This window comes from Acetobacter ghanensis (assembly GCF_001499675.1).
Classification (GTDB): domain Bacteria; phylum Pseudomonadota; class Alphaproteobacteria; order Acetobacterales; family Acetobacteraceae; genus Acetobacter; species Acetobacter ghanensis.
Genome location: NZ_LN609302.1, coordinates 1,522,082 through 1,548,342, shown reverse-complemented (window position 1 = coordinate 1,548,342; position 26,261 = coordinate 1,522,082). Strand labels below are relative to the sequence as shown.

General features: G+C 58.0%; 26 protein-coding genes and 1 tRNA gene. 8 read left to right on the top strand and 19 right to left on the bottom strand.

Annotated features, from left to right (window positions below):
* The first annotated feature begins 96 nt into the window (after window positions 1–96).
* Window positions 97–837 (top strand): bifunctional 2-polyprenyl-6-hydroxyphenol methylase/3-demethylubiquinol 3-O-methyltransferase UbiG, encoded by a 741-nt coding sequence (ubiG, locus tag AGA_RS07400; protein ID WP_059023685.1) that lies wholly within the window; start codon window positions 97–99, stop codon window positions 835–837.
* 54 nt (window positions 838–891) lie between these two features.
* Here the strand turns inward: ubiG and AGA_RS07395 are convergent, their stop codons facing one another.
* The 4 genes from AGA_RS07395 to AGA_RS07380 form a co-directional block, all read right to left on the bottom strand.
* Window positions 892–1,404, bottom strand: a complete 513-nt coding sequence (locus tag AGA_RS07395; protein ID WP_059023684.1) for a DUF2147 domain-containing protein — start codon at window positions 1,402–1,404, stop codon at window positions 892–894.
* Window positions 1,405–1,521: 117 nt separating this feature from the next.
* A complete protein-coding gene (locus AGA_RS07390) occupies window positions 1,522–2,004 on the bottom strand; it encodes a DUF1178 family protein (protein ID WP_059023683.1) in 483 nt (160 codons plus the stop codon).
* A 41-nt stretch (window positions 2,005–2,045) separates the two neighbouring features.
* Window positions 2,046–2,306 (bottom strand): glutaredoxin 3, encoded by a 261-nt coding sequence (gene grxC, locus AGA_RS07385; RefSeq protein WP_059023682.1) that lies wholly within the window; start codon window positions 2,304–2,306, stop codon window positions 2,046–2,048.
* A gap of 76 nt (window positions 2,307–2,382) precedes the next feature.
* A complete protein-coding gene (locus AGA_RS07380; RefSeq protein WP_231945738.1) occupies window positions 2,383–3,108 on the bottom strand; it encodes a double zinc ribbon domain-containing protein in 726 nt (241 codons plus the stop codon).
* 119 nt (window positions 3,109–3,227) lie between these two features.
* Here AGA_RS07380 and AGA_RS07375 point away from each other — a divergent pair, with 119 nt between their 5' ends.
* Window positions 3,228–4,103, top strand: coding sequence for a methyltransferase domain-containing protein (locus tag AGA_RS07375; protein ID WP_059023680.1), 876 nt, complete (start codon window positions 3,228–3,230; stop codon window positions 4,101–4,103).
* Window positions 4,104–4,106: 3 nt separating this feature from the next.
* On the opposite strand, the gene moaA is transcribed toward AGA_RS07375, so the two are convergent.
* From moaA to AGA_RS07355, 4 genes are all read right to left on the bottom strand, one after another.
* The gene (gene moaA / locus AGA_RS07370) at window positions 4,107–5,123 is read right to left on the bottom strand and encodes a GTP 3',8-cyclase MoaA (protein WP_059023679.1); all 1,017 of its coding nucleotides are present in this window, start codon (window positions 5,121–5,123) and stop codon (window positions 4,107–4,109) included.
* A gap of 143 nt (window positions 5,124–5,266) precedes the next feature.
* Window positions 5,267–6,676, bottom strand: a complete 1,410-nt coding sequence (pgmG, locus tag AGA_RS07365) for a phosphoglucomutase/phosphomannomutase PgmG (protein ID WP_059023678.1) — start codon at window positions 6,674–6,676, stop codon at window positions 5,267–5,269.
* Window positions 6,676–7,560: a UTP--glucose-1-phosphate uridylyltransferase GalU gene (galU, locus tag AGA_RS07360; protein ID WP_059023677.1), complete on the bottom strand. Its 885-nt coding sequence runs from the start codon at window positions 7,558–7,560 to the stop codon at window positions 6,676–6,678. The genes pgmG and galU overlap by 1 nt, the downstream gene beginning before the upstream one ends.
* A 334-nt stretch (window positions 7,561–7,894) precedes the next feature.
* A tRNA-Leu gene (locus AGA_RS07355) sits at window positions 7,895–7,980 on the bottom strand.
* Window positions 7,981–8,054: 74 nt separating this feature from the next.
* On the opposite strand from AGA_RS07355, the gene lipB reads away from it, so the two are divergent.
* The gene (gene lipB, locus AGA_RS07350) at window positions 8,055–8,765 is read left to right on the top strand and encodes a lipoyl(octanoyl) transferase LipB (protein ID WP_059023676.1); all 711 of its coding nucleotides are present in this window, start codon (window positions 8,055–8,057) and stop codon (window positions 8,763–8,765) included.
* On the opposite strand, the gene AGA_RS07345 is transcribed toward lipB, so the two are convergent.
* On the bottom strand, window positions 8,737–9,303 hold the full coding sequence (locus tag AGA_RS07345) for a LolA family protein (protein ID WP_059023675.1): 567 nt from the start codon (window positions 9,301–9,303) through the stop codon (window positions 8,737–8,739). The two genes, lipB and AGA_RS07345, sit on opposite strands and share 29 nt — an antisense overlap.
* The gene (locus tag AGA_RS07340) at window positions 9,300–9,638 is read right to left on the bottom strand and encodes a BolA family protein (protein ID WP_059023674.1); all 339 of its coding nucleotides are present in this window, start codon (window positions 9,636–9,638) and stop codon (window positions 9,300–9,302) included. Before AGA_RS07340 ends, AGA_RS07345 begins: the two co-directional genes overlap by 4 nt.
* A 51-nt stretch (window positions 9,639–9,689) precedes the next feature.
* Between AGA_RS07340 and AGA_RS07335 the strand changes: the two genes are divergently transcribed.
* From AGA_RS07335 to cobT, 3 genes are all read left to right on the top strand, one after another.
* Window positions 9,690–10,301, top strand: coding sequence for a J domain-containing protein (locus tag AGA_RS07335; protein ID WP_083503579.1), 612 nt, complete (start codon window positions 9,690–9,692; stop codon window positions 10,299–10,301).
* Between the two features lie 67 nt (window positions 10,302–10,368).
* On the top strand, window positions 10,369–11,376 hold the full coding sequence (locus tag AGA_RS07330) for an AAA family ATPase (protein ID WP_059023672.1): 1,008 nt from the start codon (window positions 10,369–10,371) through the stop codon (window positions 11,374–11,376).
* Between the two features lie 28 nt (window positions 11,377–11,404).
* A complete protein-coding gene (gene cobT, locus AGA_RS07325; RefSeq protein ID WP_059023671.1) occupies window positions 11,405–13,324 on the top strand; it encodes a cobaltochelatase subunit CobT in 1,920 nt (639 codons plus the stop codon).
* Here the strand turns inward: cobT and AGA_RS07320 are convergent.
* Window positions 13,321–14,796 carry a pyridoxal phosphate-dependent decarboxylase family protein gene (locus tag AGA_RS07320; protein ID WP_059023670.1) on the bottom strand — a complete coding sequence of 492 codons (1,476 nt, stop codon included), beginning with the start codon at window positions 14,794–14,796 and terminating at the stop codon, window positions 13,321–13,323. The genes cobT and AGA_RS07320 overlap by 4 nt on opposite strands.
* A gap of 52 nt (window positions 14,797–14,848) precedes the next feature.
* Window positions 14,849–15,829 carry a bile acid:sodium symporter family protein gene (locus AGA_RS07315; RefSeq protein ID WP_059023669.1) on the bottom strand — a complete coding sequence of 327 codons (981 nt, stop codon included), beginning with the start codon at window positions 15,827–15,829 and terminating at the stop codon, window positions 14,849–14,851.
* A 67-nt stretch (window positions 15,830–15,896) separates the two neighbouring features.
* On the opposite strand from AGA_RS07315, the gene AGA_RS07310 reads away from it, so the two are divergent.
* On the top strand, window positions 15,897–16,823 hold the full coding sequence (locus tag AGA_RS07310; protein ID WP_172793726.1) for a hypothetical protein: 927 nt from the start codon (window positions 15,897–15,899) through the stop codon (window positions 16,821–16,823).
* Between the two features lie 54 nt (window positions 16,824–16,877).
* On the opposite strand, the gene mfd is transcribed toward AGA_RS07310, so the two are convergent.
* Window positions 16,878–20,354, bottom strand: a complete 3,477-nt coding sequence (mfd, locus tag AGA_RS07305; RefSeq protein ID WP_059023667.1) for a transcription-repair coupling factor — start codon at window positions 20,352–20,354, stop codon at window positions 16,878–16,880.
* A gap of 49 nt (window positions 20,355–20,403) precedes the next feature.
* Window positions 20,404–20,733 (bottom strand): FAD assembly factor SdhE, encoded by a 330-nt coding sequence (locus AGA_RS07300; protein ID WP_059023666.1) that lies wholly within the window; start codon window positions 20,731–20,733, stop codon window positions 20,404–20,406.
* Window positions 20,734–20,801: 68 nt separating this feature from the next.
* On the opposite strand from AGA_RS07300, the gene recG reads away from it, so the two are divergent.
* Window positions 20,802–22,949: an ATP-dependent DNA helicase RecG gene (gene recG / locus AGA_RS07295; protein WP_059024739.1), complete on the top strand. Its 2,148-nt coding sequence runs from the start codon at window positions 20,802–20,804 to the stop codon at window positions 22,947–22,949.
* A gap of 7 nt (window positions 22,950–22,956) precedes the next feature.
* Here the strand turns inward: recG and AGA_RS07290 are convergent, their stop codons facing one another.
* The 5 genes from AGA_RS07290 to AGA_RS07270 form a co-directional block, all read right to left on the bottom strand.
* The gene (locus AGA_RS07290; RefSeq protein ID WP_059023665.1) at window positions 22,957–23,562 is read right to left on the bottom strand and encodes a thiamine phosphate synthase; all 606 of its coding nucleotides are present in this window, start codon (window positions 23,560–23,562) and stop codon (window positions 22,957–22,959) included.
* Window positions 23,559–24,335, bottom strand: coding sequence for a thiazole synthase (locus AGA_RS07285; RefSeq protein WP_059023664.1), 777 nt, complete (start codon window positions 24,333–24,335; stop codon window positions 23,559–23,561). Before AGA_RS07285 ends, AGA_RS07290 begins: the two co-directional genes overlap by 4 nt.
* Window positions 24,336–24,339: 4 nt before the next feature.
* Window positions 24,340–24,537, bottom strand: coding sequence for a sulfur carrier protein ThiS (thiS, locus tag AGA_RS07280; protein WP_059023663.1), 198 nt, complete (start codon window positions 24,535–24,537; stop codon window positions 24,340–24,342).
* A gap of 20 nt (window positions 24,538–24,557) precedes the next feature.
* Entirely contained in the window at window positions 24,558–25,526 is a 969-nt protein-coding gene (gene thiO / locus AGA_RS07275; protein ID WP_059023662.1) for a glycine oxidase ThiO, read from the bottom strand.
* Between the two features lie 108 nt (window positions 25,527–25,634).
* Complete coding sequence (locus AGA_RS07270) at window positions 25,635–26,111, bottom strand: DUF3429 domain-containing protein (protein ID WP_059023661.1); 477 nt, start codon at window positions 26,109–26,111, stop codon at window positions 25,635–25,637.
* Between the last annotated feature and the right edge of the window lie 150 nt (window positions 26,112–26,261).

Sequence of the window (26,261 nt, the reverse complement as noted above, 5' to 3'; positions counted from 1 at the left end):
AACAGGAACGGTTGCACAGCTTTACAAGGCGCGTCACATAACCTTCCCGGCCCCCTTTCGTCCAGCGGGGAGACCAGCAGGAAAGGAATTTGTTGCATGAACGCCACCAGCCCACATGGGGCCTCTTCGGTCTCTGATGAAGAAATCGCACGGTTTAGCGCCCTTGCGGAGCAATGGTGGAATCCTTCTGGTCCCATGCGCCCACTGCACGCCATGAATGCGTTGCGCATAGACTGGGCCTGCCGGCACCTGCCGTTACGTGGCCGCACATCGCGCCGCGCAAAAATTCTGGACATCGGATGTGGCGCCGGGCTGGCGAGCGAAGCACTGGCCAAAGCTGGCTACGATGTGCTGGGGCTGGATGCCTCGGCCAATGGCATTGCCGCAGCCAAAGAGCACCTAGCTGCCTGCCCGCTTCCTGAACACGCAGGCCCTCTGCACTACCGCAATGGCAGCGCGGAAGATCTGGTTGCCGAAGGCAGCCAGTTTGACGCCGTGGTCGCGTTAGAAATTATTGAGCATGTTACTGATCCTGCGGCATTTATGGACATGCTAGCCCAACTTGTAGGACCGCAGGGTACGGTCATTGTTTCCACCATGAACCGTACCCTGCGGTCCCTTGCCGTGGGAAAAATTGGCGCGGAATATATTCTCCGCCTGCTCCCTGTGGGAACGCATGAATGGCGCAAGTTCATCCAACCATCCGAACTGGGTCAATATGCCCGAGCGGCAGGCCTACGCATGATCGACATTGCAGGCATGATGCCCGGCCCCACGGGCTGGAAGGAAACGCGTGACCTTGGGATCAACTACATCGCAGCGTTTACAAAATACTGATTATAAAAGTTTTAACGGGCTGGAGAGCACATTTCTCCAGCCCCTAACCCGATGCTATTTAACTGAGTCGGGAATTTTGCACACAGGCCCCATAGGTGGGCCATTATAGCGGGTCCATGTCTGGGTTTCGCCAAAAATAGGCAGACCCAGATAACCACGCAGCTTCAGAACGTCCGGCTGATTGGACCATATCTGGGCATCGTATAAATGCCCCGTATCGGGGTCCAGAATATGCCCGGCCCAGCGCCCTTTATTATCATCCCCCATAGGGCGGAAATCCGTCAGCATGAGCAGGTCACATTCGGACTTGCCGTCATGCCCATGTGGGACATTTGTCCCCTCGTAGCGCAGGCCAACCAGATGCCCGCACAAATTCTGACCACACCGATCTATTTTAAAAACACCATCATGGTCCTGACTCAGCCAGTACCCGCTTAAAGTGTTTTCATTCGATAAGGATTCAGCAGACAGAGACACAGCAGGCGCACCAGCCAGAAAAACAGCCAGCAGGGCTGCCACACCCTTTTTGGCTTTAGATACCATGCCTGACGCTCTGTCTCTTTTCATATCTGCTTCTCCCTCAACCGGGCTAGCGGTATGGCTTCCGGGCCATCCAGCCCTCAAGGATGTGGGGGATCACTCCCTTACACACCACCCCCATTTGTATATGGTCAGACCAGACATTCAACTGTCCGTGTCACGCACCCAGGGAATATTCTGGAAGGCGACACCTTCTTCTTCCAGTTCTTCACGCTGGGATTCAGACATCTCGCCATAAATGCCGCGCTCAGGGGCCTCACCATAATGAATGCGCAAGGCCTCTTCTGCAAACCGCCGCCCCACATTTTCGCAGTTGTCTTCAACCGTGCGCCTGACCTCGCGCATGGCACTCAGCACAACATCAGGTAAGACCGCCGGACCAGAGGGCGCGACTGGGGCAACGGGAGCCGCATCGGCCTCCGTCTCCTGCTCAGATTCTTCCGATACAGGGCGTGCACGACCGCGCCCAACAATGGCCGGGGCCATAGGGGCCTGATCCACCTCGGACGTGCCGCACTCCGGACAATTGAGAAGCCCCTTTTGCCGGAGCATGACGAACGTACTGCTGTCCTTGTACCAGCCTTCAAACACATGGTCGTGGGCACAACGCAGACGGTAGCAGATCATGTTAACTTATCCTGATATGGCCTTTTAATTGTGACAAAAAGTCAGCTCAGGCCCAGCATACCATTTAACTGCCCGGTGCGTTCAAGACGCATCAGGTCATCACACCCACCCAGAGGCTTTCCATCCAAAAATGTCTGCGGCACCGTTGTCTGGCCACCAGAAAGAGCTATGGCTTCATCGCGCTCTGCTGTGCCGCGCGGTGCGTTAATCTCGGTAAACGGAACCTTCTTGCTTTCCAGCAAAGCCACTGCACGCATGCAATATGGGCAACCGGGCTGGGTATAAATTTTAATTTCAGGCATAAACTGTCCTTGCTGAGTATGGGTTATCGGTTCAATCCACTTTAGCTGACCATATTATGGTGTTGGCCCGCCGTGTCTATGTTGGCATATCCATATCAACATCTGGGCGTGCAGGCACCACTCCTGCGACAAGAAGACTGACGCTTCGCGCACCAGCGTGCAGCAATGCATTGGCACATGCGGTAGCTGTGGCCCCAGTCGTAAGCAGATCATCCACCACAACAATATCCCGGCCACAAACCATTGGCTTGCGGGCAGCCCGCAGCGTAATAGCCTGCGCCATTTCATCCTGCCGGGCCTGACGCGAAAAAGCTGCCAATGGCGCAGTAGGACGGACACGGACCAGCATATCTGGCTGGCAGCGCAAGCCTGCCAGCTTTGCCACCCCATGCGCCAGCAACGCCGCCTGATTGTAGCGACGCCTGAACAGACGCCAACGATGCACAGGCACCGGCACAACAAGGGCGTCTTCCACCAGAATATCTTGTCCTATGCGCACCATATGCTGGGCAAGAAACGAGGCATTGTCGATTCTATCGGCATATTTAAGCTTTAGAATCAGCTCCCTTGCCACGCTTTCATACACAAAAGCCGCACGCGCCTTCCCCCATGCCGGGTGATGCCGCTCACATGCCGGACACAACCCATCGGCCCCCAGCATTTCAACGCTGACCTGCGGTACGGCGCAGGCCTGACAATAAGGTGCGACAACGGATTGAAGATGAAGGAAACAGGTCGCACATACGGTCCCGTGCTGCACCACCTCCGCTCCACAATGCAGGCAGGCTGGCGGGTAAAGCACCTGTAGGGCCGACTGCCAAAAGGACCGCGGCCCTCCGGTCATATGCCGCCTTAGCGCAAACACAGGTTTGTCATGGCAGGCAACTTGGCAAAAAGTGTGGATACGCGCACATCTGACGTATGGATACACCTGTTATTTTTGACCGCAAAGCCGTTAGACAGCATAGGGACCGTGCCGCACGGACGCTGGATAGCGTGACCCCCGTATTAGATGCGGCAACTGATATTCTGCTCGATCGTCTGGATGACATGGCGCGGACATTTTCCTGCGCGTTGGACATTGGCGGGCGCGGCATAACCAGCCAGCGCCTTGCCGCACGCGGCATTGGTACTGTCAGCATGGACCTCTCCCCCCAGCTAGTAGCCCGTGCAAGTGGATTACGCGTGTGCGCGGATGAGGAGTGGTTGCCATTTGCGCCACATAGCTTTGACCTGGTCATTGCCAACCTGTCCTTACACTGGGCCAATGACCTGCCAGGCGTATTCAGCCAGATCCGGCATGTGCTCCGCCCTGACGGGCTATTTTTGGCCAGTATGCCCATTCTGCCGACTTTGCGCCCATTGCGTACAGCTCTGGAGGCAACGGAGCTCGCGTTATGTGATGGTGTTTCCCCCCATGTCTCGCCGCTTCCTACCCAGCAAAGCTGTGCACAGCTTATGCAGCGGGCCGGGTTTGCCCTCCCCGTTATTGATACTGAGCAACTGGACCTACGCTACCGTTCCCTGAGCGCTCTTATGGCTGACCTGCGCGCTGCGGGAGAAACAAATGCACTCGTCCAGCGCACACGCCATCTGGCTCCACGGATGTTATTCCCGGCAACTGCCGCTGAATTGGAAAAACCGGATACAGAGAGCTTCTCCATGCCTCTGCATATGGCCGTTTTGTCTGGCTGGGCTCCTGCCCCGACTCAACCTGTTCCCTTACAACCGGGACAGTTCGAGCACTCACTGCATGACGTTCTGGCTCAGCAGGAGACCGAACAGACTAAACGTTAAAGGTCAGCCCCCGGTTACACTCATATGCCTTTGTGGGCCTGATATGGCCCCTGTTTGAGCATCCAGCAGAAAGTTATGCCCTGTAGGCTTGCGGGCTATGGCGTACTGTATGGCCTCTTCCAGAGCGCCATCAGTCGCACCGTCACGCATGAGGTGGCGTAGGTCCACGCCATCTTCCTGCCCAAGGCAGGTATAAAGCCGCCCAGTGCAGGAAAGGCGCACACGGTTACATGTTGCACAGAAATTGTGGCTCATGGGCGTAATAAAACCCAGACGCTGGCCTGTTTGCGCCACCCGCACATAACGGGCCGGCCCACCCGTCTGATAAGTCAGAGGCTCCAGAGTCCAGCGCTGAGAAAGACTCTGACGAACCACATCCAGCGAGAGGTATTGCCCCACACGGTCCTCGCCCGTTTCCCCCATAGGCATGGTTTCAATCAGGCAAAGATCGGCACCAATTTCACCACACCACGCCAGCAGCGCATCAAACTCATCGTCATTCACACCGGCCATGGCTACGGTATTGACCCTTACGGCCAGACCTGCCGCACGGGCGGCGCGTATGCCCTCCAACGTCAGGGCCAGTTTGCCCCGCCGCGTTAGCTTTGCAAACCGCGCTTCATCCAGCGAATCAAGGCTAACATTCACACGCTTGACCCCAGCCTCCGCCAGAGTGTCCGCATACTGGGCCAGGCGGCTGCCATTGGTTGTGAGCGTTAGCTCATCCAATCGGCCGGACTGCTCTGGCTGTTTTAGCCATGACCCCAGTTCCTTGAAGAAAAAACCAATATCCCGCCGCACAAGTGGCTCACCACCTGTAATGCGCAAGCGGCGCACCCCATGGCGCACAAACACCCGGCTCAGGCGTAAGAGCTCATCAAAATCCAACACATCCGCACGCGGCAAAAACGACATGTGTTCGGACATGCAGTACACGCACCGCATGTCGCACCTGTCTGTTACAGAGATACGGAGGTAGGAAATCCGCCTTCCGGCGGGGTCCGTTAAAGAGGACAACATAGGTACACTTTATATCAGAAATCCCTGCCGCATTAAAATGCAAAAGATTATCCAGTCAGGGCGGAAACAACATTCTGCCCTGCAAAAAACATACGGCCCGCTTTAAGCGGGCCGTATGCACCAGACAAGCTGCAAACAGAAATTTAGTGACCCGCGTTGTTGCCTGAAAAATCCGGCTTAGCGAGTCCAGACAACTCAAGCTGCTTTACCAAAGCACCTTTCAGGCGTTCCAGCCCGGCCTTATCCCGGCCTTCTGCACGCGCAACCAATACGGCCTGCGTGTTGGATGCGCGCAACAGCCACCAGCCATCCGCTGTATGAACACGCACCCCGTCAATTTCAGACACATCCGCGCCATCCTTGCGCAGACGTTCGGCCACATCTTCAATCACCTTGAACTTGCGATGATCGTCACAGTCAAAGCGCACTTCCGGCGTGGACAACGAGACGGGCAATGCCTCACGAAAAGCAGAGAGCGGTTCATGCGACCGGGCAACAATGCCGAGCACACGCACAGCCGCGTAAAGCGCATCGTCAAACCCGAACCATTTATCCGCAAAGAAAATATGGCCCGACATTTCCCCTGCCAGTGGGGAGCCGGTTTCCGCCATTTTGGATTTGATGAGCGAATGGCCTGTGCGCCACATGAGCGGCTTACCGCCTGCGCGTGCCACCTCATCAAACAGGGTCTGACTGGCCTTTACATCGGCAATAATGGTGGCGCCTGAATGGCTTTTAAGCACATCGCGCGCCAGCAGAACGAGAAGCTGATCCCCCCACAGAATCTCGCCCTTATTGTCCACCAGACCAATACGATCGGCATCCCCGTCAAAAGCGATGCCAATGTCCGCATGGTTGTCTTTGACGGCGGCAATGAGCTGCTCAAGGTTTTTGGCAACCGTTGGGTCAGGGTGATGGGCTGGGAATGTACCGTCAATGGCAGCGTTCAGCACAATGTGCTCGCCCGGCAGTACGGCCACCAGCTTTTCCAAAATCTGGCCAGCGGCACTGTTGCCGTTATCCCAGATAATTTTGAGCTTACGCGCGCCACCGTCGTAATCCTTAACAAGGCGCTTGACGTATTTGTCCCGCACATCAAGCGTGCGAATAGTCCCTTTTTTAGCCGGGACCACATCCCCTTTGGCTGACAGTTCTCCCAGTTCACGAATCTGGGCGCCAAAGAACGGCTTGCCCGCCAGCACCATTTTAAAGCCATTGTAATTGGGCGGGTTGTGGCTACCCGTCACCATAATAGCCCCATCGGCATTCAACGTGGCAGATGCGTAGTACAGCATGGGGGATGGCCCGCACCCAACGCGCGTAATATCCAGCCCACACTCCAGAGCACCTTTTATAAGTGCGTCTTCCAGCATGGGCGAAGACAGGCGGCCATCATACCCAACCACCAGTGTTTTACCGCCATTACGGCGCACCAAACTACCAAAGGTACGGCCAATGGCGAACGCATCGTCGGCAGTTAGTGTTTTGCCGACGATGCCGCGAATATCGTATTCGCGCAGACTGGTGGCATCAAAGCCATGAACAAAAGACATTAATTCTGTTCGGTATACTTTTTAAGGAACTCACGCACCCCATCAGCCAGTTCCGGGCGTTCCAGCGCAAAGGCAACCTGCGCTTCAAGGAAGCCAAGCTTGTTACCGCAGTCATAACGCGTACCTTCGTAGCGCAGACCAAAAAACGGCACATGGCCGATGGTCTTAGCCATGGCATCCGTCAACTGCACTTCACCCCCGGCACCTTTTTCCAGCTTGGAGAGGTGCGGCATGACATCAGGTGTCAAAATGTAGCGCCCGATAATGGAGAGGTTGGACGGTGCATCTTCGGGCTTGGGCTTTTCAACCAGTCCCTTCACTTCAACCAAACGCCCATCATCCTTGCCTGTGGCCAGAATACCATAGCGGTTGGTGTGCTCGCGCGGCACTTCGGACACGGCCACTACGTTGCCCCCAGTTTCGTAGTAAGCGTCTGCCAGCTGCTTCAGGCAGCCTTTCTGCGACATCACCATATCGTCAGGCAGCAGAATGGCGAACGGGTCGTCCCCAATAAAGGACCGCGCGCACCAAATGGCGTGCCCCAACCCAAGTGGTTCCTGCTGACGCACGGCGATAAGAGACCCGGCCTGAATGCTGCTGGGTTCCAGCGCTTCCAGGCAATCCACCTTGTTACGTTCCTTGAGCGTGCTTTCCAGCTCGTAGGCAATATCAAAATAATCGATCAGGGAATCTTTTCCGCGGCCGGTAATCAGGCAGAATTCCTCAATCCCTGCGGCCCGTGCTTCATCAATGGCATATTGAATAAGAGGTTTATCCACGACCGGAAGCATTTCTTTTGGCATCGCCTTGGTGGCGGGCAAAAAGCGCGTTCCCAGCCCCGCAACTGGCAGGACTGCTTTACGTAAAGGCTTGGGATTGGACACGAATAAAACACCTTTAAATCAAGTTAAACCTAAGACCATTCAAACCGACATGTCCCCAACACAGGGTTGGAACTCCCGGTGCTTGGGACAAGCCGAAAAAAGATAAAGGCACTGCCAGTCTTATCTAGCATTATGCCCTTACCCGTGGCCGGTGGGCATGATCTTTTTTACATAACTGTAACCATGCTTCTACATCGCACCAAACCGCAAAAGAACGGCGTGAATATGTCAAACCCGTCCCATTTCGCAGAAAAATGACGTGCAAATGCAAAAAAAACGGCTCAAGGCCTCAGCCTTTTGCCGTCCATAACGCTTAAATTGTTATGAAAGAAAATGGTGCGGTCGAGAAGACTCGAACTTCCACGAGGTTTCCCCCACAAGCACCTCAAGCTTGCGCGTCTACCATTCCGCCACGACCGCACGTGACAAACGGTACCAAAAAAAGCGATACCGTGTGATAGGAAGCCCTATAACCGAACCATAAGCAGGCGGCAATGACCAAAGAACAAATTTTATGGGAAATTAGCAAAAAATTGGTGCCTTACCCCTTGGCACTAAGCAGAATGGAACAGATTGCCAAAGCCATACGAGCAGGAGAGAGCGCAGAGCGGGTATGGCTGCTGGAACATCCGCCGCTTTACACATCTGGCACGTCCGCCCGGGCGGAAGACCTGTTCAACCCCGCTGGGTACCCCACTTACCATGCGGGCCGGGGCGGACAATGGACCTACCACGGGCCGGGCCAGCGCACGGCCTATGTTATGCTCGACCTGCAACGCGCCCACGGCAACACACCTGCGCGGGACCTGCGCGCTTATGTGCAGGCGCTGGAAACATGGATTATTACCGCGCTGGCTTCATTTGGCCTGAAGGGAGAAGTGCGCGAAGGCCGGGTAGGTGTTTGGATAACCAACCCGCACACGGGGCAGGAAGAAAAAATTGCGGCTATTGGCGTCCGCGTTTCCCGCTGGGTAAGCTGGCATGGCGTGGCCATTAATCTGGCCCCTGCCCTGCCGGATTTTGACGGCATCGTACCCTGTGGCATTCGGGAATACGGCGTAACCAGCTTTGAAAAACTGGGCGTCAAAGCCACCATGCAGGACCTGGATCAGGCACTGATGGCGGCTTGGCACACCGTGTTTGGCAGCACACCAGCCCCCGTAAACACCGTGGACGTTACACAGGGTCCAGTTGAATTCGCGTAAGCTGGCGCCGTTCGTCCAGTATCTGCACTTCATGTAGCGTCAATGCGCCACCTGCATCCCTGAACCGGAGCGTCACCAACCCTTGGGAAGGATTATCTGCCCTTGTCAGAGATATTTGAAGCACTCCCGGCAACTGCTGCACATCTGTAACCATAACCGGGTCAGACAGACGCACGGGGTTGCCCAGCAGCAGCCCCAGTGCATTATGGCCCAACCCTATATGCGTTTCCGACCCGTTCTGCGCATCCGTAAAGACGGCCGACCGTCCAGACGCTTTAAGTTCCATCTCATGCGGAGCCGTAAAGCGCATATCCAGATAGCCGGGCCTATAGGTAATAAGCCCGCCCCCGGTGCTACCATTAGGCCACTTTTGCATAAACGGTTCACCTTGCAGGTTAACCGTACGGAAATACGCCTCTACCCGGCTGATGGCCTCATTCTGCTGCGCCCCATTGTTACGCTGTGGGGTTGCGCAGGCTGCAAAAAGCAGCGGGGCCAAAGCTAGCAGGTATCGCCGCTTGAGCGCACCGCCACTCATGCGGCGGCCTCTTCTTCCGCTGGAGTGCGTAGCGTGAGCGCTAACGCGTGCAGACCATCGGCCAGTTCCCCCGCCAGCAGTTCATGCACTTTTCGCGAGCGGGCTACGCGACTCATGCCCTCGAATGTGGGAGAGACAATATAAAGACGGAAGTGGGTTTCGGTCGCACCAGCGTGTGGGCCGCGCGTCTGCTCCACATGGTGGGCATGGCGATGACTTTCGTCCTGTATGTCCAACCTTGTGGGAAAAAGGGCAGTTTCCAGCACTTTGCGGACCCTCTGGGCGCGTGTAACACCCGGCGCTGAACAGGCTGTGGACTCTGAAAGACTGGTCATATGACAACTCACCTCTTGCGACCAAAGCATTTGCAACGCAAATAACGATGAATGATGAAGCGAAGGAACACCCGTCCCCGCGCGTTTGATCCTGATCCTGACGCGCCGCAGCGCTGCTGCGACATGCCGAACTGCACAAGTCCGGCAGGATACCGCGCGCCTCGTTCCCGCGATAGCCTGAACCAGTATTATTGGTTCTGTCTGGAACACGTACGGGAATATAATGCGCGGTGGGACTACTATAAAGGCATGTCCCCCGGCCAGATTGAGGCCCACCTGCGCGCCGATATGAGCTGGGACCGCCCGACATGGACGTTTGGGCAGGGCCCCAACCCCGGCAAACGCACCATGCCCAATGAAGAAGACATTCTGGATCCGTTGGACATACTGGGGCAGAATCGCCGCGCACGTGCCGAACGCGCCCGATCACAGGCCGAACCACGGGTGCCCGGCCATCTACGTGAGCCGCTGGCCATTCTGGGTATGGACTGGCCGGTATCCCTAGCGGATGCCAAGGCGCATTACCGTGCGCTGGCACGCAAACACCACCCCGATACCAATCAGGGCGACCTTGCAGCGGAAGAACGTCTGAAAAAAATCAACGTTGCTTTCACTGTTGTGAAGACACACCTGCAGGCGGAAGAACTCGAAAAAGCAGGCTGATCATGTATCCTGCCCGCACACACCATGCCGGTTTTGTTTTGAACCACTTACGATCAGACGGATAATCATGACGGACTCCAGCACCCAGACAGCAGCCCTTGATCTCCCGCCCATTTCGGCGGTTTCCGTACCGGATGTGGAAGTCTGCGTCCGCGATGTATTCGGCATCGATTCCGACATGAAGGTTCCCGCCTTCTCCCTGCGCACCGACCACGTGCCTCCCATTGACCCTGCTTACCTGTTCGACCACGACACAACACTGGCTATTCTGGCGGGCTTTGCCTTTAACCGCCGCGTTATGGTGCAGGGTTTTCATGGCACTGGTAAATCTTCCCACGTGGAGCAGGTTGCCGCACGCCTCAACTGGCCGTGCATCCGCATTAATCTGGACAGCCACGTCTCCCGTATTGATCTGGTCGGCAAGGACGCCATTGTGGTCAAGGATGGCCAGCAGGTTACCGAATTTCAGGAAGGGTTGCTTCCGTGGTGCCTGCAACGCCCCTGCGCCCTTGTGTTTGACGAATACGATGCGGGCCGCCCGGACGTCATGTTCGTCATCCAGCGTATTCTGGAAGTGGAAGGCAAGCTGACGCTGCTTGACCAGAACCGGGTTATCACGCCCAATCCTTGGTTCCGCCTGTTCTCCACCGCCAATACGGTCGGGTTGGGTGACACAACGGGCCTGTACCACGGGACGCAGCAGATCAACCAAGGCCAGATGGACCGCTGGAACATTGTCACCTCCCTCAACTACCTGCCCCATCAACAGGAAGTGGGCATTGTCTGCTCCCGCTTGGGCGTTGGGGAAAATGACAAGGCCGAGCGTGAAAAAATTGACAACATGGTTGCGCTGGCAGGGTTAACGCGGGCTGGTTTTATGGCGGGCGATCTGTCCACTGTCATGTCTCCGCGTTCGGTTATTGCCTGGGCAGAAAATGAACGGATCTTCAAGGATCTGACCTTTGCCTTCCGCGTTACGTTCCTGAATAAATGTGACGAGGCAGAGCGCGGCATGGTGGCGGAATATTACCAGCGTTGCTTCAACAGCAGTCCCCTCCCCAAACGCACCACCTGAGCACATTCTAAAACAGACCGGGGGCGTCATGGCTGATCAGGCAAAAGACATAGGCAATTCACCTGTCCGTCTCTCGCGCGAAGAGGCGGAAAAACGGGCCGATGCCTTTAAACAGGCAACGGAGGCAACACTGCGCGCCCTTGGTGGGCGGAAGGAGACTGACGTCTCCTTCCACAGTGGCAACATGCCCATGACACCGATCGGCCTAGGTGAGAAAATCCGCCTGTCTGCTCCATCCCTCAACCTGAACGAGGAGGAAGCGCAGCGCCTACGTGGCGCGGCCGATGCACAGGCGCTCCGGCTGAAACACCATGACTTTAACCTGCACGCAGCACGCCGCCCAGCAGATACCATTGCCCGCGAGGTATATGATGCGCTGGAACAGGCCCGTGTAGAAGCCGTAGGCGCCCGCCATATGAAGGGCGTTGCCGCCAACCTGCGCACCCGTCTGGAGCAGGAAATCCGCTCCGCAGGGCTGGACCGTATGACCGATGCGGCCCAGCTTTCCCCCGTAGTTGGGTTGGAATTGCTGGCGCGGGAAAAACTGACTGGTGACCCCATACCAGAGTCCGCACGCGCCATTATGGACCAGTGGAAGCAGACACTCCCACAAACCGCGCTGGACGCGCTGGACGCGCTGGTCGCTGATCAGGACAGTCAGAAGGCCTACTCCCGCGCAGCGCGCAAACTGCTGGCCGCCTGTGAACTGACAGATGATGACTCCCTCTCCGATCAGGAGGAGGAAGAAGACGAATCTGGCAGCGCACCGGACTCAAACGAAGACGATAACGAAACGCCGCCCCCCGAACAGGAGGATGATACCTCCGGAGCTGCCCCCGACCAGTCCGACGCCGTGTCCGAACCTCAGCTTATGGCGGGCAGCGCAGATACTGCGGACAATACGCCCGAGGTGGAGCAGGAATCTGGTTCAGCAGAAGGTACGGGCGATGCCGCAGGTCCCGGCAACCGTAAAGACATAGAAGCCGGTCAGACCGCCAAGGGCTACCACCCCTACACAACACAGTTTGATGAGGAAATTCTGGCCGAGGATCTGTGCGACCCGGAAGAACTTTCCCGCTTGCGACACCAGTTGGACCTTCAACTTGCCACATTGCATGGTGTTGTCTCCCGCCTAGCCAACCGGCTCCAGCGGCGTCTTATGGCGCAGCAGACCCGCTCCTGGTCCTTTGACCTGGAGGAAGGGATGCTGGATGCTGGCCGCCTGTCCCGCATTGTGGTTAACCCCCGCCTTTCTCTCTCCTACAAGCAGGAGAAAGATACCGAGTTCCGCGATACCGTTGTCACACTTCTCATTGACAATTCGGGGTCCATGCGCGGTCGGCCCATTTCTGTTGCCGCATCCTGCGGGGACATTCTAGCCCGCACACTGGAACGCTGCGGCGTAAAAGTGGAAATTCTGGGCTTTACCACACGCGCATGGAAAGGCGGACAAAGCCGCGAGCTTTGGGTGCAGAACCACAAGCCTGAAAACCCCGGTCGCCTGAATGATCTGCGGCACATTGTGTACAAAGGGGCGGACACGCCGTGGCGGCGTGCGCGCACCAATTTGGGCCTGATGCTGCGCGAAGGGCTTTTGAAAGAAAATATTGACGGTGAAGCCCTGCTCTGGGCTTGGCGCAGGCTTAAAAGCCGCCCGGAAGCCCGCAAAATTCTGATGGTTATTTCCGATGGTGCTCCGGTGGATGACAGCACACTCTCGGTCAACCCTGCTTCTTATCTGGAGGACCACCTGCGGGAAGTCATCCACATGATCGAAAATCGTAGCCCCGTGGAACTGACAGCCATCGGCATTGGCCACGACGTAACACGCTATTACCAGCGTGCAGTCACCATTACCGATGCGGAGGAGCTGGGGGGAACCATGCTCCAGTCACTCTCCGCCCTGTTTGATGAAAAGCGCTCCCGCAGGCGAGGCCAGCGGGGTTAGGCCCCCGCTACACCTTCCATCGCTTTGATCATCTGCACCTGAGCCAGACGCACATCCAGAAACGAACTCAGGGTCTCAAGCAGGATATTGATGTCCACCTCGGTTGTGCGATGGTTTACAAGAGCTGCGCGAATAGCCAACACACCGCCGATCCGGGTTGTGGATGGCGCCACAATGCCGCTGACCTGCATATCCTTCACCAGCTCACCATTCAGCCAGTCCAGATCATCCACATCAGGCACCACAACCCGAAAACACACGATGTTCAGCGTAACCGGGGCCAGCAGTTCCAGCCGCGGCGTATCCTGCACACGCTGCGCCAGATAACGCGCCAAAGTGCAGGACTGCGTTACAACATCCCCCAGTTTTTGGGTGCCGAACCCGGCCAGAGCGAACCAGACCTTGAGCGCGCGGAACCCGCGTGACAGGTCTGGCCCCAAGTCACAGAACCACGGTGCCCCGGCGGCAAGCCCCCTATCCTCGCGCGAGAGATAGGCGAGCGATTGCGCAAATGCCGCAGCCTGCCTGCCCGGTTCGCGCACCAGCACACAACCCGCATCGTAGGGCACCTGTGCCCATTTATGAAAATCAAAAGCCAGACTATCGGCCCGTTCCAACCCCGCCAGCAATGGCGCAAGATCGGGCGCAAGGCGCGCCAGCGCCCCAAAGGCTCCATCCATATGGAACCAGAGGCCTTCCTGCGCCGCTATATCCGCCAGCGTGTTCAGCGGGTCGATACTCCCCGTATCCACTGTACCCGCCGTACCAACAACCAGAAACGGCTCATACCCGGCGGCTTTGTCCTGCGCGATCATACGTGTGAGAGCCGCAATATCCATGCGGAATGCAGAATCAAGCGGCACGCGACGCAACGCCTGCTCACCAAGGCCTGCCATATCAAACGCACGGGCAACGCAACCGTGCGCACTCTCCCCCGCGTAGCCAACCAGCTTGCGCCCGCCAACCCCCTGCTGCCGCAGAGCCTGCCCATTGGCCACATTGCGCGTAGCGGTCAGGATGGCAATAAAGTTAGCCATGGAGGACCCGGTCACGAGTACGCCGGTGGCATCTGGTGGAAAACCGAACATATCCGCCGCCCAGCGGATAACCATCCGTTCCACTTCAACCGGCGCGTGGTCACGCCCACCCAGATTGGCGTTCAGACCTGCTGCCAGCATTTCGGCCAACATGCCCTGCGCCGTGCCCCCACCATGTACCCAGCCCATAAAGCGAGGGTGGCGGTTCCCCACTGCATAAGGCTGCACCGTAGCCGTAAACTGCTGGTAAAGGGCCTCCAGCTCCTGCCCCGCAACCGGCAAAGGAGCTGCTCTAAAACTCTCACGCACGGTATCTGGCATGGGCTGCCAGACCGGACCTTGAGAGACGTGGCGAATGCTCTCCAGCATTGCGTCCAGCATCTGGTGCCCCTGAGCTTTCAGTTCTTCCCAGTTTTCAGGATCCAGACCCGCCACACCCTACTCTCCTTGCGTTTGGTTTCAATATCGATGCGCCCTGACCGGCCTGTCAGGCTGGCGTTCTGGCTGCATCATCCTGCTTCTGCCCCATGCGTGCAAACCTGCGGGCCAGTACGGCGCAGACAAAAAGCTGGATCTGGTGATACATCATGAGCGGCAGAACAATAACCCCTACAGAGGAAGCGGGGAAAAGGACATTGGCCATGGGCACGCCAGAAGCCAGCGTTTTTTTGGAGCCGCAGAACACCACCGCAATTTCGTCCTTCAGGGGCAGACCAATCAGACGGCCGCCAAAAATGGTCAGGGCCAGCACGCTAAACAGCAGAACCGTATCCGCTACGGCAATCATCCCCAGTTCGGCTGCTGGCAGACGGTGCCATAACCCCTGCATGACGGCATCACTAAACGCTGTGTACACAACCACCAGAACGGACCCTCGGTCAGAAAAAGAGAGCACCTTCTTGTTCCGGTGGGCCCATGCACCCAGCCATGGCTGCAATACCTGCCCTAGAATAAACGGCAGAAGAAGCTGGTAAACAATATCCAACGGGTTACCCGTAGCCTGCCCATGCTGGCTTAACACCAGCCCTACCAGCACCGGTGTAATAAAAATACCAAACACGTTGGAAGCGGTAGCCGCACACACGGCCGCAGGCACATTGCCACCTCCAATAGAGGTAAAGGCGATGGAAGACTGTACTGTGGAAGGCAGACAGCACAGGAATAGCACCCCCATCCACACATCAGGCTGCAACAGGCCGGGGAACAGAGCATGGGCGGCAAGGCCCAGCAGGGGAAACAGGACAAACGTGCAGCTTAAAATAAGCAGGTGCAGCTTCCATGCCACCACCCCGTCCAGCACGGCCTTGCGGGAAAGGCGCGCCCCTTGCAAAAAAAACATAAGGGCGATCAGCCCGACCGATAACCAGTGAAAAACCGGTACGGCAGCGCCGTGACACGGCACAAAGGTCGCCAGCAGAACAGAGGCCAGCAGCCCCAGCAAAAAGGGGTCAATCTTCAAAAACCGCACAGCTCTGCCTCTTCCATGGTAATCTTGTATTGCCTGCCATTTTTACTTACGGCACCTTCATTACGAAATGAAGCAGAACTCTCCTTTTTCCCTCTTTCTTCTCGGGGTCGTGAGTCTTTACGCTGCCACCCACGCAGAAAACGCAACCGCGGCTCCTCCCTCGGGCTGCGCAACAATAAGCGCCACGTCGGAGGAAACTACTGCCAAAGGCCTGATTTACCATGATCTAGCAGTCAGCTCCCCCAACGGAGTAACCAGTCTGCATGTCAAAAAACTGGTCTTTTCCGGGTTTGCACCTAATGCAGACGCTATGCAGGATCTGGCGCAGGCAGCATCATTACTTCTGGTTTCCGCCATGACCGGGCAGCACAATGCGGCCTGTACCCAGTGGCTTAAAGCACAGGGGCAACTGGTTGTTACTGGCCTACAATCCGGCAAAGCCTATGATCTGACATGGAACAACGCCACCGTTGTGCATGGTTCGGCCCATGTGAGCGTCACAACAGCACACTACCAGATGCAGGGTTCCAGCACCGCGCAGACCAGTGCAGCAACCCTGAACATGAGTGGCCTGACATTCCAGAACGTCGCTAATCAGCAACTTCTGCCTTCAAACGCACGCGCTGCGTTCTCGCTCCCAACCACAGAGCTTCCAGCGCTCATGAGCGCCATTGGGGGACAGAGCGAAGCTGCGCCTGCCGTCCATGCCACCATCAGCAACTTTGAGGCATCGGAAGGACATGCACGCCTACAGGGGCATGGGCAGGCAACCCTGACCGGCAACGTGGCCGCCACATCCGCCTCTGGGCATCTGGAAATTACCAATCTGGAAGAACTAATTGAAAAAGCCCGCGCCGCCCATCAGATGAAGCTGGCCGCAGGGCTTGTGTTAGGCAGGCTGGTCAGCCACCACTCTGGCGAACAGAACACATGGGACACCACGTGGGAAGGTGGCGTGCTAACGGTTAACGGCTTTCCGCTCCCCATCAAATAACCAGACCGGCCCCTGCATATTCTGGCCATGCAGGGGCAGACCACCCAAGGTGAGTCAGGCCATTTCACGCTCGCACATATGCGCAAGGTCTTTGAGCACTTTACGGGCGAGGTCTATGCGCTGAACATTGGTCAGTTCCCGCACCACTGCCATTTTATGGTCTGGCCGCAGCCTGACTACGCCATCCTTCCAACGGCCCATCCACTGCACAAGCCCTGCAGGGTTGGCAAAACTGTTGTTCCGGAACTGGAGCACCATGCCTTTAGGACCCGCTTCCACCCGCTCCACGCCTGCCTGACGGCAAAGTCTTTTAAGATCAACAATGTTGAGCAGGTTTTTAACTTCGTCCGGAACAGTCCCAAACCGGTCCACCAGTTCCGCCTCCATAGCCTCCAGCTCAGCATCGGACGCCAACGCACTGATTCTACGGTAAAGACCCAGCCTTACCGGCAGATCCGGCACATACGCATCGGGAATAAGTACCGGCAGGCCCATAACAATGTTGGGCGTCCAGTCCCGATCGTTTTCCGCATTACGGCCTTTGTCGGAACGCATGTCAGCCACGGCGTCTTCCAGCATCTGCTGGTATAGTTCTATCCCCACTTCACGCACATGGCCGGACTGCTGGTCCCCCAGCAGGTTACCCGCACCACGCAGGTCAAGGTCGTGCGATGCCAGCGTAAAGCCTGCGCCCAATGTGTCGAGCGTTTGCATGACCTCCAGTCGCTTTTCCGCCGAAGGTGAGAGAGCATGAGTCTGTGGCCATGTCAGATACGCGTAGCCGCGCTGCTTACCCCGGCCGACACGGCCACGCAGCTGATAGAGCTGGCCTAGCCCGAACATATCCGCCCGATGGATAATAAGCGTATTCACCGCAGGCATATCCAGCCCGCTTTCCACAATATTGGTGGAAAGCAGAATATCATACTGACCGTCCGAAAACTCGGTCATCACCCGCTCCAGCTCCGTGGGAGACAGACGGCCATGCGCCTGCACCACCCGCGCATCGGGCACAATACTGCTCAACCGTTCGGCCAACCGGTCCAGATCTTCAATTCGGGGCGCTACGCAGAAGATCTGCCCACCTCGGAAGCGTTCACGCTGAATGGCCTCACGGATCACCACACTGTCAAACGGCATAATGAAGGTCCGCACAGCCAGACGGTCCGTAGGAGGCGTCGCTATCAGGCTCATCTCCCGCACGCCGGAGAGAGAAAGCTGGAGCGTGCGGGGGAGCGGCGTGGCGGACAGCGTAAGCACATGCACATCCTCGCGCAGGGCTTTTAGCTTTTCCTTATGCGACACGCCAAAGTGCTGCTCTTCATCAATAATCAACAGTTCGAGCGAGGCAAACTTGACCGTTTTGGCCAGTAGGGCATGTGTGCCAATCACAACATTGATGCTGCCATCGGCCAGCCCTTTGCGGACCTCCGTTGCTTCCTTACCCGTCACCATGCGGGAGAGCTGCGCCACCTTGATGGGGAAGCCCTCGAACCGGGCCGCGAAAGTGCGGTAATGCTGCCGGGCCAGCAACGTTGTTGGCACCACAACAGCCACCTGCCCGCCAGACATCGCCGCAACAAACGCCGCCCTAAGGGCAACTTCCGTTTTGCCAAAGCCCACATCACCACACACCAGCCGGTCCATGGGGCGGCCGGAAGCCATATCTTCCAGCACGTCAGCAATGGCGCGGGACTGGTCGTCCGTTTCCACAAACGGGAAGCGGGCGCAAAACTCGTCCCACATCCCCTCGGGGGGGAGCAGTTCGGGGGCTTCCTTCAAGGCGCGGGCCGCAGCAGTACGGATCAGTTCACCCGCCATGTCACGTATGCGGCGCTTCATCTGCGCCTTACGGTTCTGCCACGCAACACCGCCCAGTCTGTCGAGCGATACCCCGGCCTGATCTGAACCAAACCGGCTGAGCAGTTCAATGTTTTCGACCGGCAGGTAGAGCTTTTCTCCCCCATCATACAGCAGGCGCAGGCAGTCATGCGGGGCCACACCCACGCTGACCGTCTCCAGCCCGTCATACCGGCCAATACCGTAATCCTGATGCACGATCAGATCTCCGGCAGAAAGTTCACTGGCCTCGGCAATCAGTTCATCGGCGCGGCGGCGGCGGCGCGGTGGGCGGCCTATACGTTCCCCCAACAGGTCCTGCTCGGAAACAAAAGCCAGATCATCCGCCACAAAGCCACGTTCCAGCCCAAGGGTCAGCAACCCTACGGGGCCAGCCTTGGCCTTGCGTGCCTGCTCCCATGTGTCGAATGTCTCTGTCGACACGCCATGCTCACGCAGCAAAACACCAATCCGCTCGCGCGAGCCCTTGGTCCATGCCGCCACAAATGTGCGGCGTTTAACCTGCGCCCACTCCCGCACCTGCTCACCCAACAGGCCAAACACCTGTTCGCGCTGCGCACCGGGCACAATTTTGGAGAACATTTTGCCGGGTCTGCCGCCAACATCCACGCCCTCCGCCCCATCGGGCTGGGCATAGGGGCTAAAGGCCACGGCTGGCAGGCGCGATACAGCCGCCTCCCACCCTTTGTGGTCCAGGTACAGCAGATGGGGCGGCAAAGGGCGGTAGGGTGTCTCGCCCTCCCTGACCGGCAGCTTACGGGCCTGATAGTGGTCGGCAATCATTTCCAACCGTGCGGACAACACTTCCTCGACCTGATAATCAAGCGAGAGGGCTGCACCCGGCAGGTAATCAAACAGGGTTTCCAGATGGTCATGGAACAGGGGCAGCCAGTGTTCGATACCGGGGTATCTGCGACCGTCCGAAATATGTTCGTATAACGGGTCGGACGCGGCAGCAGGGCCGAAGGCATCCCGCCAGCCCGTGCGGAAGAGGGAGATGCTTGGCGCATCGAGCGAAAATTCAGAAACAGGGCACAGCACCAAACCATCGCGCTGCTCGGTGGAGCGTTGGGTGCCGGGGTCAAAAGCCCGAATATTTTCGACCTCATCCCCAAACAGATCAAGGCGTACCGGTTCGGGCGCGCCTGCGGGGTAGAGGTCAAAAATACCACCGCGCGTTGCAAACTCCCCGGCCTCCATCACCGTATCCGTACGGGTGTAGCCATTGGCGATCAGCAGTTCGATGAGCAGGGACTGGTCGAGACTTTCCCCCGCCCGAATGTTCAGGGACTGCCCCTCGAATGTCTTGCGCGGAGCAACGCGCTGGATGGCGCCGTTGACTGTGGTCAGCACAAGGCGGGGTTTGCCGCCTGATGGTTCCAGCAGCCGGGTCAGGGTTGCAACCCGCTCGGCCACAATGGTGGGGTTGGGCGAAACACGGTCGTATGGCAGGCAGTCCCAAGCGGGAAAACGCAGCACCTCCATATCGGCCGCAACAAAAGCCAGTATGTCCGCCAGCCGGGCCATGGAGGCATCGTTGCGGGCTATGTGCAGCACAGGCCCTTTGTACTCACGCGCGCGGCGTGCAAGCAAAAGGGCATCATACCCCTCCGGCACGCCCCAAATGGTGGCAATCCGACGCTGTAAAGGGGCACCTGTGTCTGCTGTCATCTGGCGTATTTCTCTTGTCCTGCCCGTGTTCCAACCAAGGAAGATGAGTTTATTTTCCGCACTTTGCACGGCATGCGTTCACCATGCGCCGCAACATGGGGGTTGCTTTTTCCTCCGGCAAGGCCAAACGGCCGAACAGCCAGTCCGTCAGGTCGGGGTCGGGCATTTCCAGTATGGCTTCCATGTCCGTCAGTTGCTCGGCATTCAGGGTATCTGCCGTTTCCTCAACAAATCCCCCGATCAGAATATCGGTTTCAAACGTGCCACGATGGTTGGCGCGGAACTTGAGCCGACGGCGCCGGGCGGCGAGGGAATCTTCCGAACCATCAGAATCGTTGGAAGAAAGGGTGTTGGAAGATGTTGTGAAATTGTGTTGCATGGCTTTGCTGTCCTATACCGGTGCTGTTCCTGTCTGTCAGCCTGCAAACAGAGGCCTGTATACCGTCCGTGTCCAGCCCCCCGCCCTTCACATCCGCTTCGGCTCCGCAATGGGCTGGTGCACCTGCCCTCTCCGCCCTGCAGGCTCCGCTAGACAGTCTGAGCGGTGTCAATGTGGCACGTGCCCGCCTTTTGTCCAAAATTGCAGGTGGGTCACGCGTTATGGACCTCCTATTCTGTCTGCCGGAAAGTGTAACGGACAGGCGCCTGCGTCCCTCGCTTGCACAACTCAGGGCTGACACCATTGCAACAGTTTCTGGCACAGTGCTGGAGGTGCGCCCGCCAGCACCCCGCACCCGCCAGCCTTGGCGGGCCACCATATCGGACGAAACCGGCGTGCTGGAGCTTGCCTTTTTCTCTCCATGGCAGGCCAAACAGGCGTTAACCGGGGCGCATATTGCCGTATCTGGCAAGGTCGAGCGTTTTGGCGACCGGCTATGCATGACCTCCCCCGACTATCTGCTCCCTGCCCGCCAGATTGAACGGATCCCCCTGCTGGACCCCGTATGGCCGCTCACTGCAGGCCTGTTCAGCGGGCAGGTACGGCAGGCTATGACCGCAGCCCTTGCCCTGCTCCCCCCTGACCTGCCGGAATGGCACGACCCGGCGCTGATAACGCAAAAAAAATGGCCGGATTTTACAACCGCCCTCACATGGATGCACCGACCAGACAGTATTCCCGACAGCCAAAGCGGCACGCAATGGCAGGCGGAACGCACCCGTGCGCAGGCCCGCCTAGCCTGTGATGAACTACTGGCCGACCAGCTTGCCATGCGCATTGCCCAACAGGCATCCCGCTACCGGCCCGGACGCAGCCTGCGGGGGGATGGTCATTTGCAAAAGCAGGCCCTGGCGGCTTTTGCCCACCCGCTTACACCGGGGCAAAGGCATGTCCTGCGGCAGATAGAGACCGATATGGCCGCCCCTCACCGTATGAGCCGCCTCCTGCAAGGGGATGTGGGCGCGGGCAAAACACTGGTGGCCCTGCTGGCCATGCTCCGTGCAGTAGAAGCAGGCGCGCAGGCCGCCATTATGGCCCCAACCGAAATTCTGGCCCGCCAACATGCCGCAACATTTGCGCGGCTCTCCCCTGTGCCCGTGGCGTTTCTGTGTAGTTCGGTCAAAGGGAAAGCCCGCAAACAGGCATTGGCCGATATGGCCGATGGCACGGCAAAACTTGTGGTCGGCACCCATGCTCTGGTGCAGGACACCGTAAAATTTGCGGACCTTGGGCTGGCCGTGGTGGATGAGCAGCACCGCTTTGGCGTGGACCAGCGCCTGACATTGGTGGAAAAAGGCCATAACGCAGACATGCTGGTTATGACCGCAACCCCCATACCCCGCACACTGCTACTAACCCAGTTTGGAGATATGCAGGTCAGTCGGCTTGAGGGCAAACCCTCCGGCCGCAAACCTATTCGCACCTCCCTGCACAGCCTGAATACAATGGGGGACATTCTGGACGCCATTGCCCGCGCCCTGCAGGCCGGAGCGCAGATTTTTTGGGTCTGTCCTCTTGTGTCCGAAAGTGAAGCGCTGGACATAGCGGCCGCAGAGGCACGGCAGGCGGTACTGATTGACAGGTTTGGCGATATGGTAGGTCTTGCCCACGGACGGCAGGACACAAACGCCCGCGAGCAGGCACTTAAGGACTTTGCCAGCGGGCAGACCCGTATTCTGGTTGCCACCACGGTCATTGAAGTCGGGGTGGACGTGCCCTCCGCCACTATTATGGTGATCGAACATGCCGAGCGATTTGGTCTGGCGCAGCTCCACCAGCTACGCGGGCGTGTAGGGCGTGGCTCCAAGGCATCTTATTGCCTGATGCTGCATGAGGATGGGCTAGGCCAGACTGCCCGCCGCCGTCTGGCCTGCCTGCGGGAAACTGAAGACGGTTTTTTGATTGCCGATGAGGATTTTCGCCTCCGCGGTGGCGGAGAAGCGACGGGCCGCAGGCAGTCTGGTCTGCCAGAATACCGCATGGCGCCGGAAATTCTGGTTGACCTGCTGCTGGACACCGCCCACGCGGAAGCCCAGCGCATTCTGCCCGATACGCAGGCAAACACCACTGGCACTTACAGGCTACCTGTTTCCGCCCGCCTGCTCTTAACTCTTTTTGGCAAAACGGACGCAGCCCGTATTTTTAGCGGCGGCTAACGCCTGTTTAGGCCTCTGTTGCCGCCAGCCACGCCTTAACCTGCCCTTCCGGGTCATCATGCTGCGTAAAAGCCGATACGGCAGACACACAATCCGCCCCGGCAGTCAGGCATAATGGCGCACGCTCAAGCGTAATGCCGCCAATGGCAACCAGAGGCATGTCTCCCACCAGTTGCTTCCATTCACGCAGCCGGTCCACGCCCTGCGGGCCAAACGCCATTTTTTTCAGCCGGGTTTCCCATATCGGTCCCAGCGCCACATAATCGGGAGCAAACGTTAGCGCACGCTCCAGCTCCTCATGACAATGGGTGCTGATGCCAAACTGCAAACCGCCTTTGCGAATGGCGTCCATATCGGCTGTATCCAGATCTTCCTGCCCCAGATGGATGTAGGAGACCCCTTCCTCCAGCGCGATCTGCCAAAAGTCATTCAGCACCAGACAGACGCCGTGCTTTGCCGCATAATCACGCGCCAGCCTGACCTGCGCCCTAAGTTCAGGCTCCGGCAGATCTTTGACCCGCAGTTGGATAAAGCGCGCACCAGCGGCTCCAAGGCGGTTAACCCACTGGGCGTTATCGACAACGGGGTAAAATTTCTGTGGCAGTCCGCTCATCCCAAAAATGCCTTTCCTGCAACGGGCGTGGAGGGAGCGGCCATATCCCGCTCTTCCATCGGATCAGCCTGCCGCGCCAGCACACCGGCCTGCACCGCCAGACCAAAAGCCTGCGCCATACGCACCGGGTCCCCGGCCTTGGCCACAGCGGTATTGATCAACACCGCATCATACCCCAGCTCCAACGCCTGCGTGGCATGAGACGGCACACCAATGCCTGCATCTACCACCAGTGGAACACCCGGAAAATGCGCCCGCATGGCGCGCAGGCCAAACAGGTTGTTCAACCCCTTACCCGACCCGATAGGCGCCCCCCACGGCATAAGCACTTCGCACCCTGCCGCCAGCAAACGCTCCGCCACAACAAGGTCCTCCGTGGTGTACGGAAAAACCTTGAAGCCTTCTTCCGTCAGAATACGCGCAGCCTCAACCAGCCCGAATACATCTGGCTGAAGCGTATCCAGCTCACCTATGACCTCAAGCTTGACCCAGTCCGTGCCAAACACTTCTCGCGCCATGTGGGCGGTGGTTATGGCCTCCTTGACCGTGTGGCAGCCTGCGGTATTGGGCAGCACGGGCACGCCCAGTTCCTGCACCAGCGACCAGAAAGCCTGACCAGCCCGCTCCCCCGCAGATTCCCGCCGGAGGGACACGGTAAGCACACCGGGCCGTGCAGCCAGAACCGCATCACGCAAAATTTCGGGCGATGGATACTGTGCCGTACCCAGCATAAGAGCGGAGGACAGTTCCTGCCCATAAAACAATGCCGTCATACCCTTACCCACCCTGCATGGGAGCTACAATTTCCACCCGCGCACCAGCATCGAGCAGTGTGTCCGCGCGCGCAGTTTTTGGTACAAAATGCCCGTTCAACGCAGTTGCAATACGCGCACCGGCATATCCCAGCTCATCAATCAGCGCGGCGAGTGTTCTGGCCGAAACCTCCTGCGCCTCATCATTGACGATTATCTTCATCGGGCATCACTCCTTGGGCTTTATAGCCCGAAAACCAGATCGGCAGCCTCCCGTGCCCGTGCGGGGGAGAGCAGAAAACCATGACGGTACATGCCATTAACATAAACATGCCGCCCCTTGCGCACCACTCGGGGCATGTTGTCCGGGTAGGACGGACGCAGCCCGGTCCCCATTTCCAAAATTTCCGCTTCAGCAAAACCGGGATGGAGGGTCCAAGCGGAATTCAGCAATTCCATCATGGAGCGCACAGTCATGCCACCGGCGTTTTCGCTTTCCACCATGGTTGCACCGACCATAAAGACATGGTTGTCGCGTGGCACAATGTAAACCGGAATACGTGGGTGCAACATACGCACAGGCCGGTGCAGAATAACATCCGGGCAACGCAACAGCAGCATCTCGCCCCGTACGCCGCGCAAATGCTCAAGCTGGTCACGCACATGCAGGCCGGTGCAGTCCACCACCCAGTCAAACCCGTCCTCATCGGGGGTATGGGTAGGATCCACAATCACCTGCCCGCCCATTTGCTCCAGACTGCGAGCCAGAGCCGGAAGCGCCTTGCGGGGGTCCACGTGCCCCTCATCCGCAAAGAACAGACCTTTTTGAAAACGCCCGGCGAGGTCTGGTTCCAGCCGCGCAATATCGGCCTCTCCCACTGTCTCAAAATGCGATGTACGTCGGCCAAAACGGGCCAGTTCCCCCACATCACGCGCGGGGGCTAACACCAGGCTCCCTTCCCGCACGACGCCGGGCACGTGGCTGGCCCACCAGTCCACCGAATCCACAGACTGGGCAGTCACTTCCGCTGGAGCGGATTCCGCCTCGCACCACGGGGCAAGCATACCACCCGCCATCCACGATGCTCCGGCACCAACCCGGCCTGCGCAATCATACAGGGTAACCACCCCGCCACGTTCCGCAAGTGTGACAGCGGCTGTTAGGCCTGCCACGCCCGCTCCTTTAACCAGAATGTGCGGTTTGCCCTTCATAAGCCCTGCTTTCCAACTTCCAGACTGATCCTGCACGCATGTTCGCAAACCCTGCGTGTTATAACATACCCGCTGCGCTCTCTACCGCACTGGCCCCTCTGCCGCCATTCACAAAAGGCGAACCAGCAGCACCATAAGCAGACAACATTCCGTCACCGCGGTCACAATCCAGCGCACTCCCATGTAGCCCGGCGGCACCCAGCCACGCCGCCATGCTGCGCGCTCGCCAAAAGCAACAAGCGGAAAGGTAACGGCAAGCAATGCAAGCCCCCATAAGGGCTGCCATAAAATACCCACACAAGCCGCAACCCAGCCCACCAGTGCGGGGACAACCCCCAGCAACAGACGCACATGGTCCGTCTGCGCTTCCGAGGCCACAATAATGGTGCGCTCCGGCTCCAGCGCCTGCCCCCAGTGCACCGCCCCGATAAAGGATAGGGAGATCGCCCCGTACAGCACCAGCGCCATAAGCAGGTTGGGCACCGGCATATGGGAATCGTAGAACACAATGGCGCATGTGCATAAGACGTAAGGCAGAACCCCCGCCAGCATCAGAACCACACCCAGAAACGGAAGCTTCTTCATTCGGGAACAGACACCCTTTTCTCTGTATTTTCTTGTTCTCAGTGTTGACAGAAAAGCCCAAGACGCTGCCACTAGCAACCGTGTGGGACTAAAGGCCCCATGCAGGTTTCGTCATAGATCAAGAATAAGAAACGGCGGTACCGGTCCAGC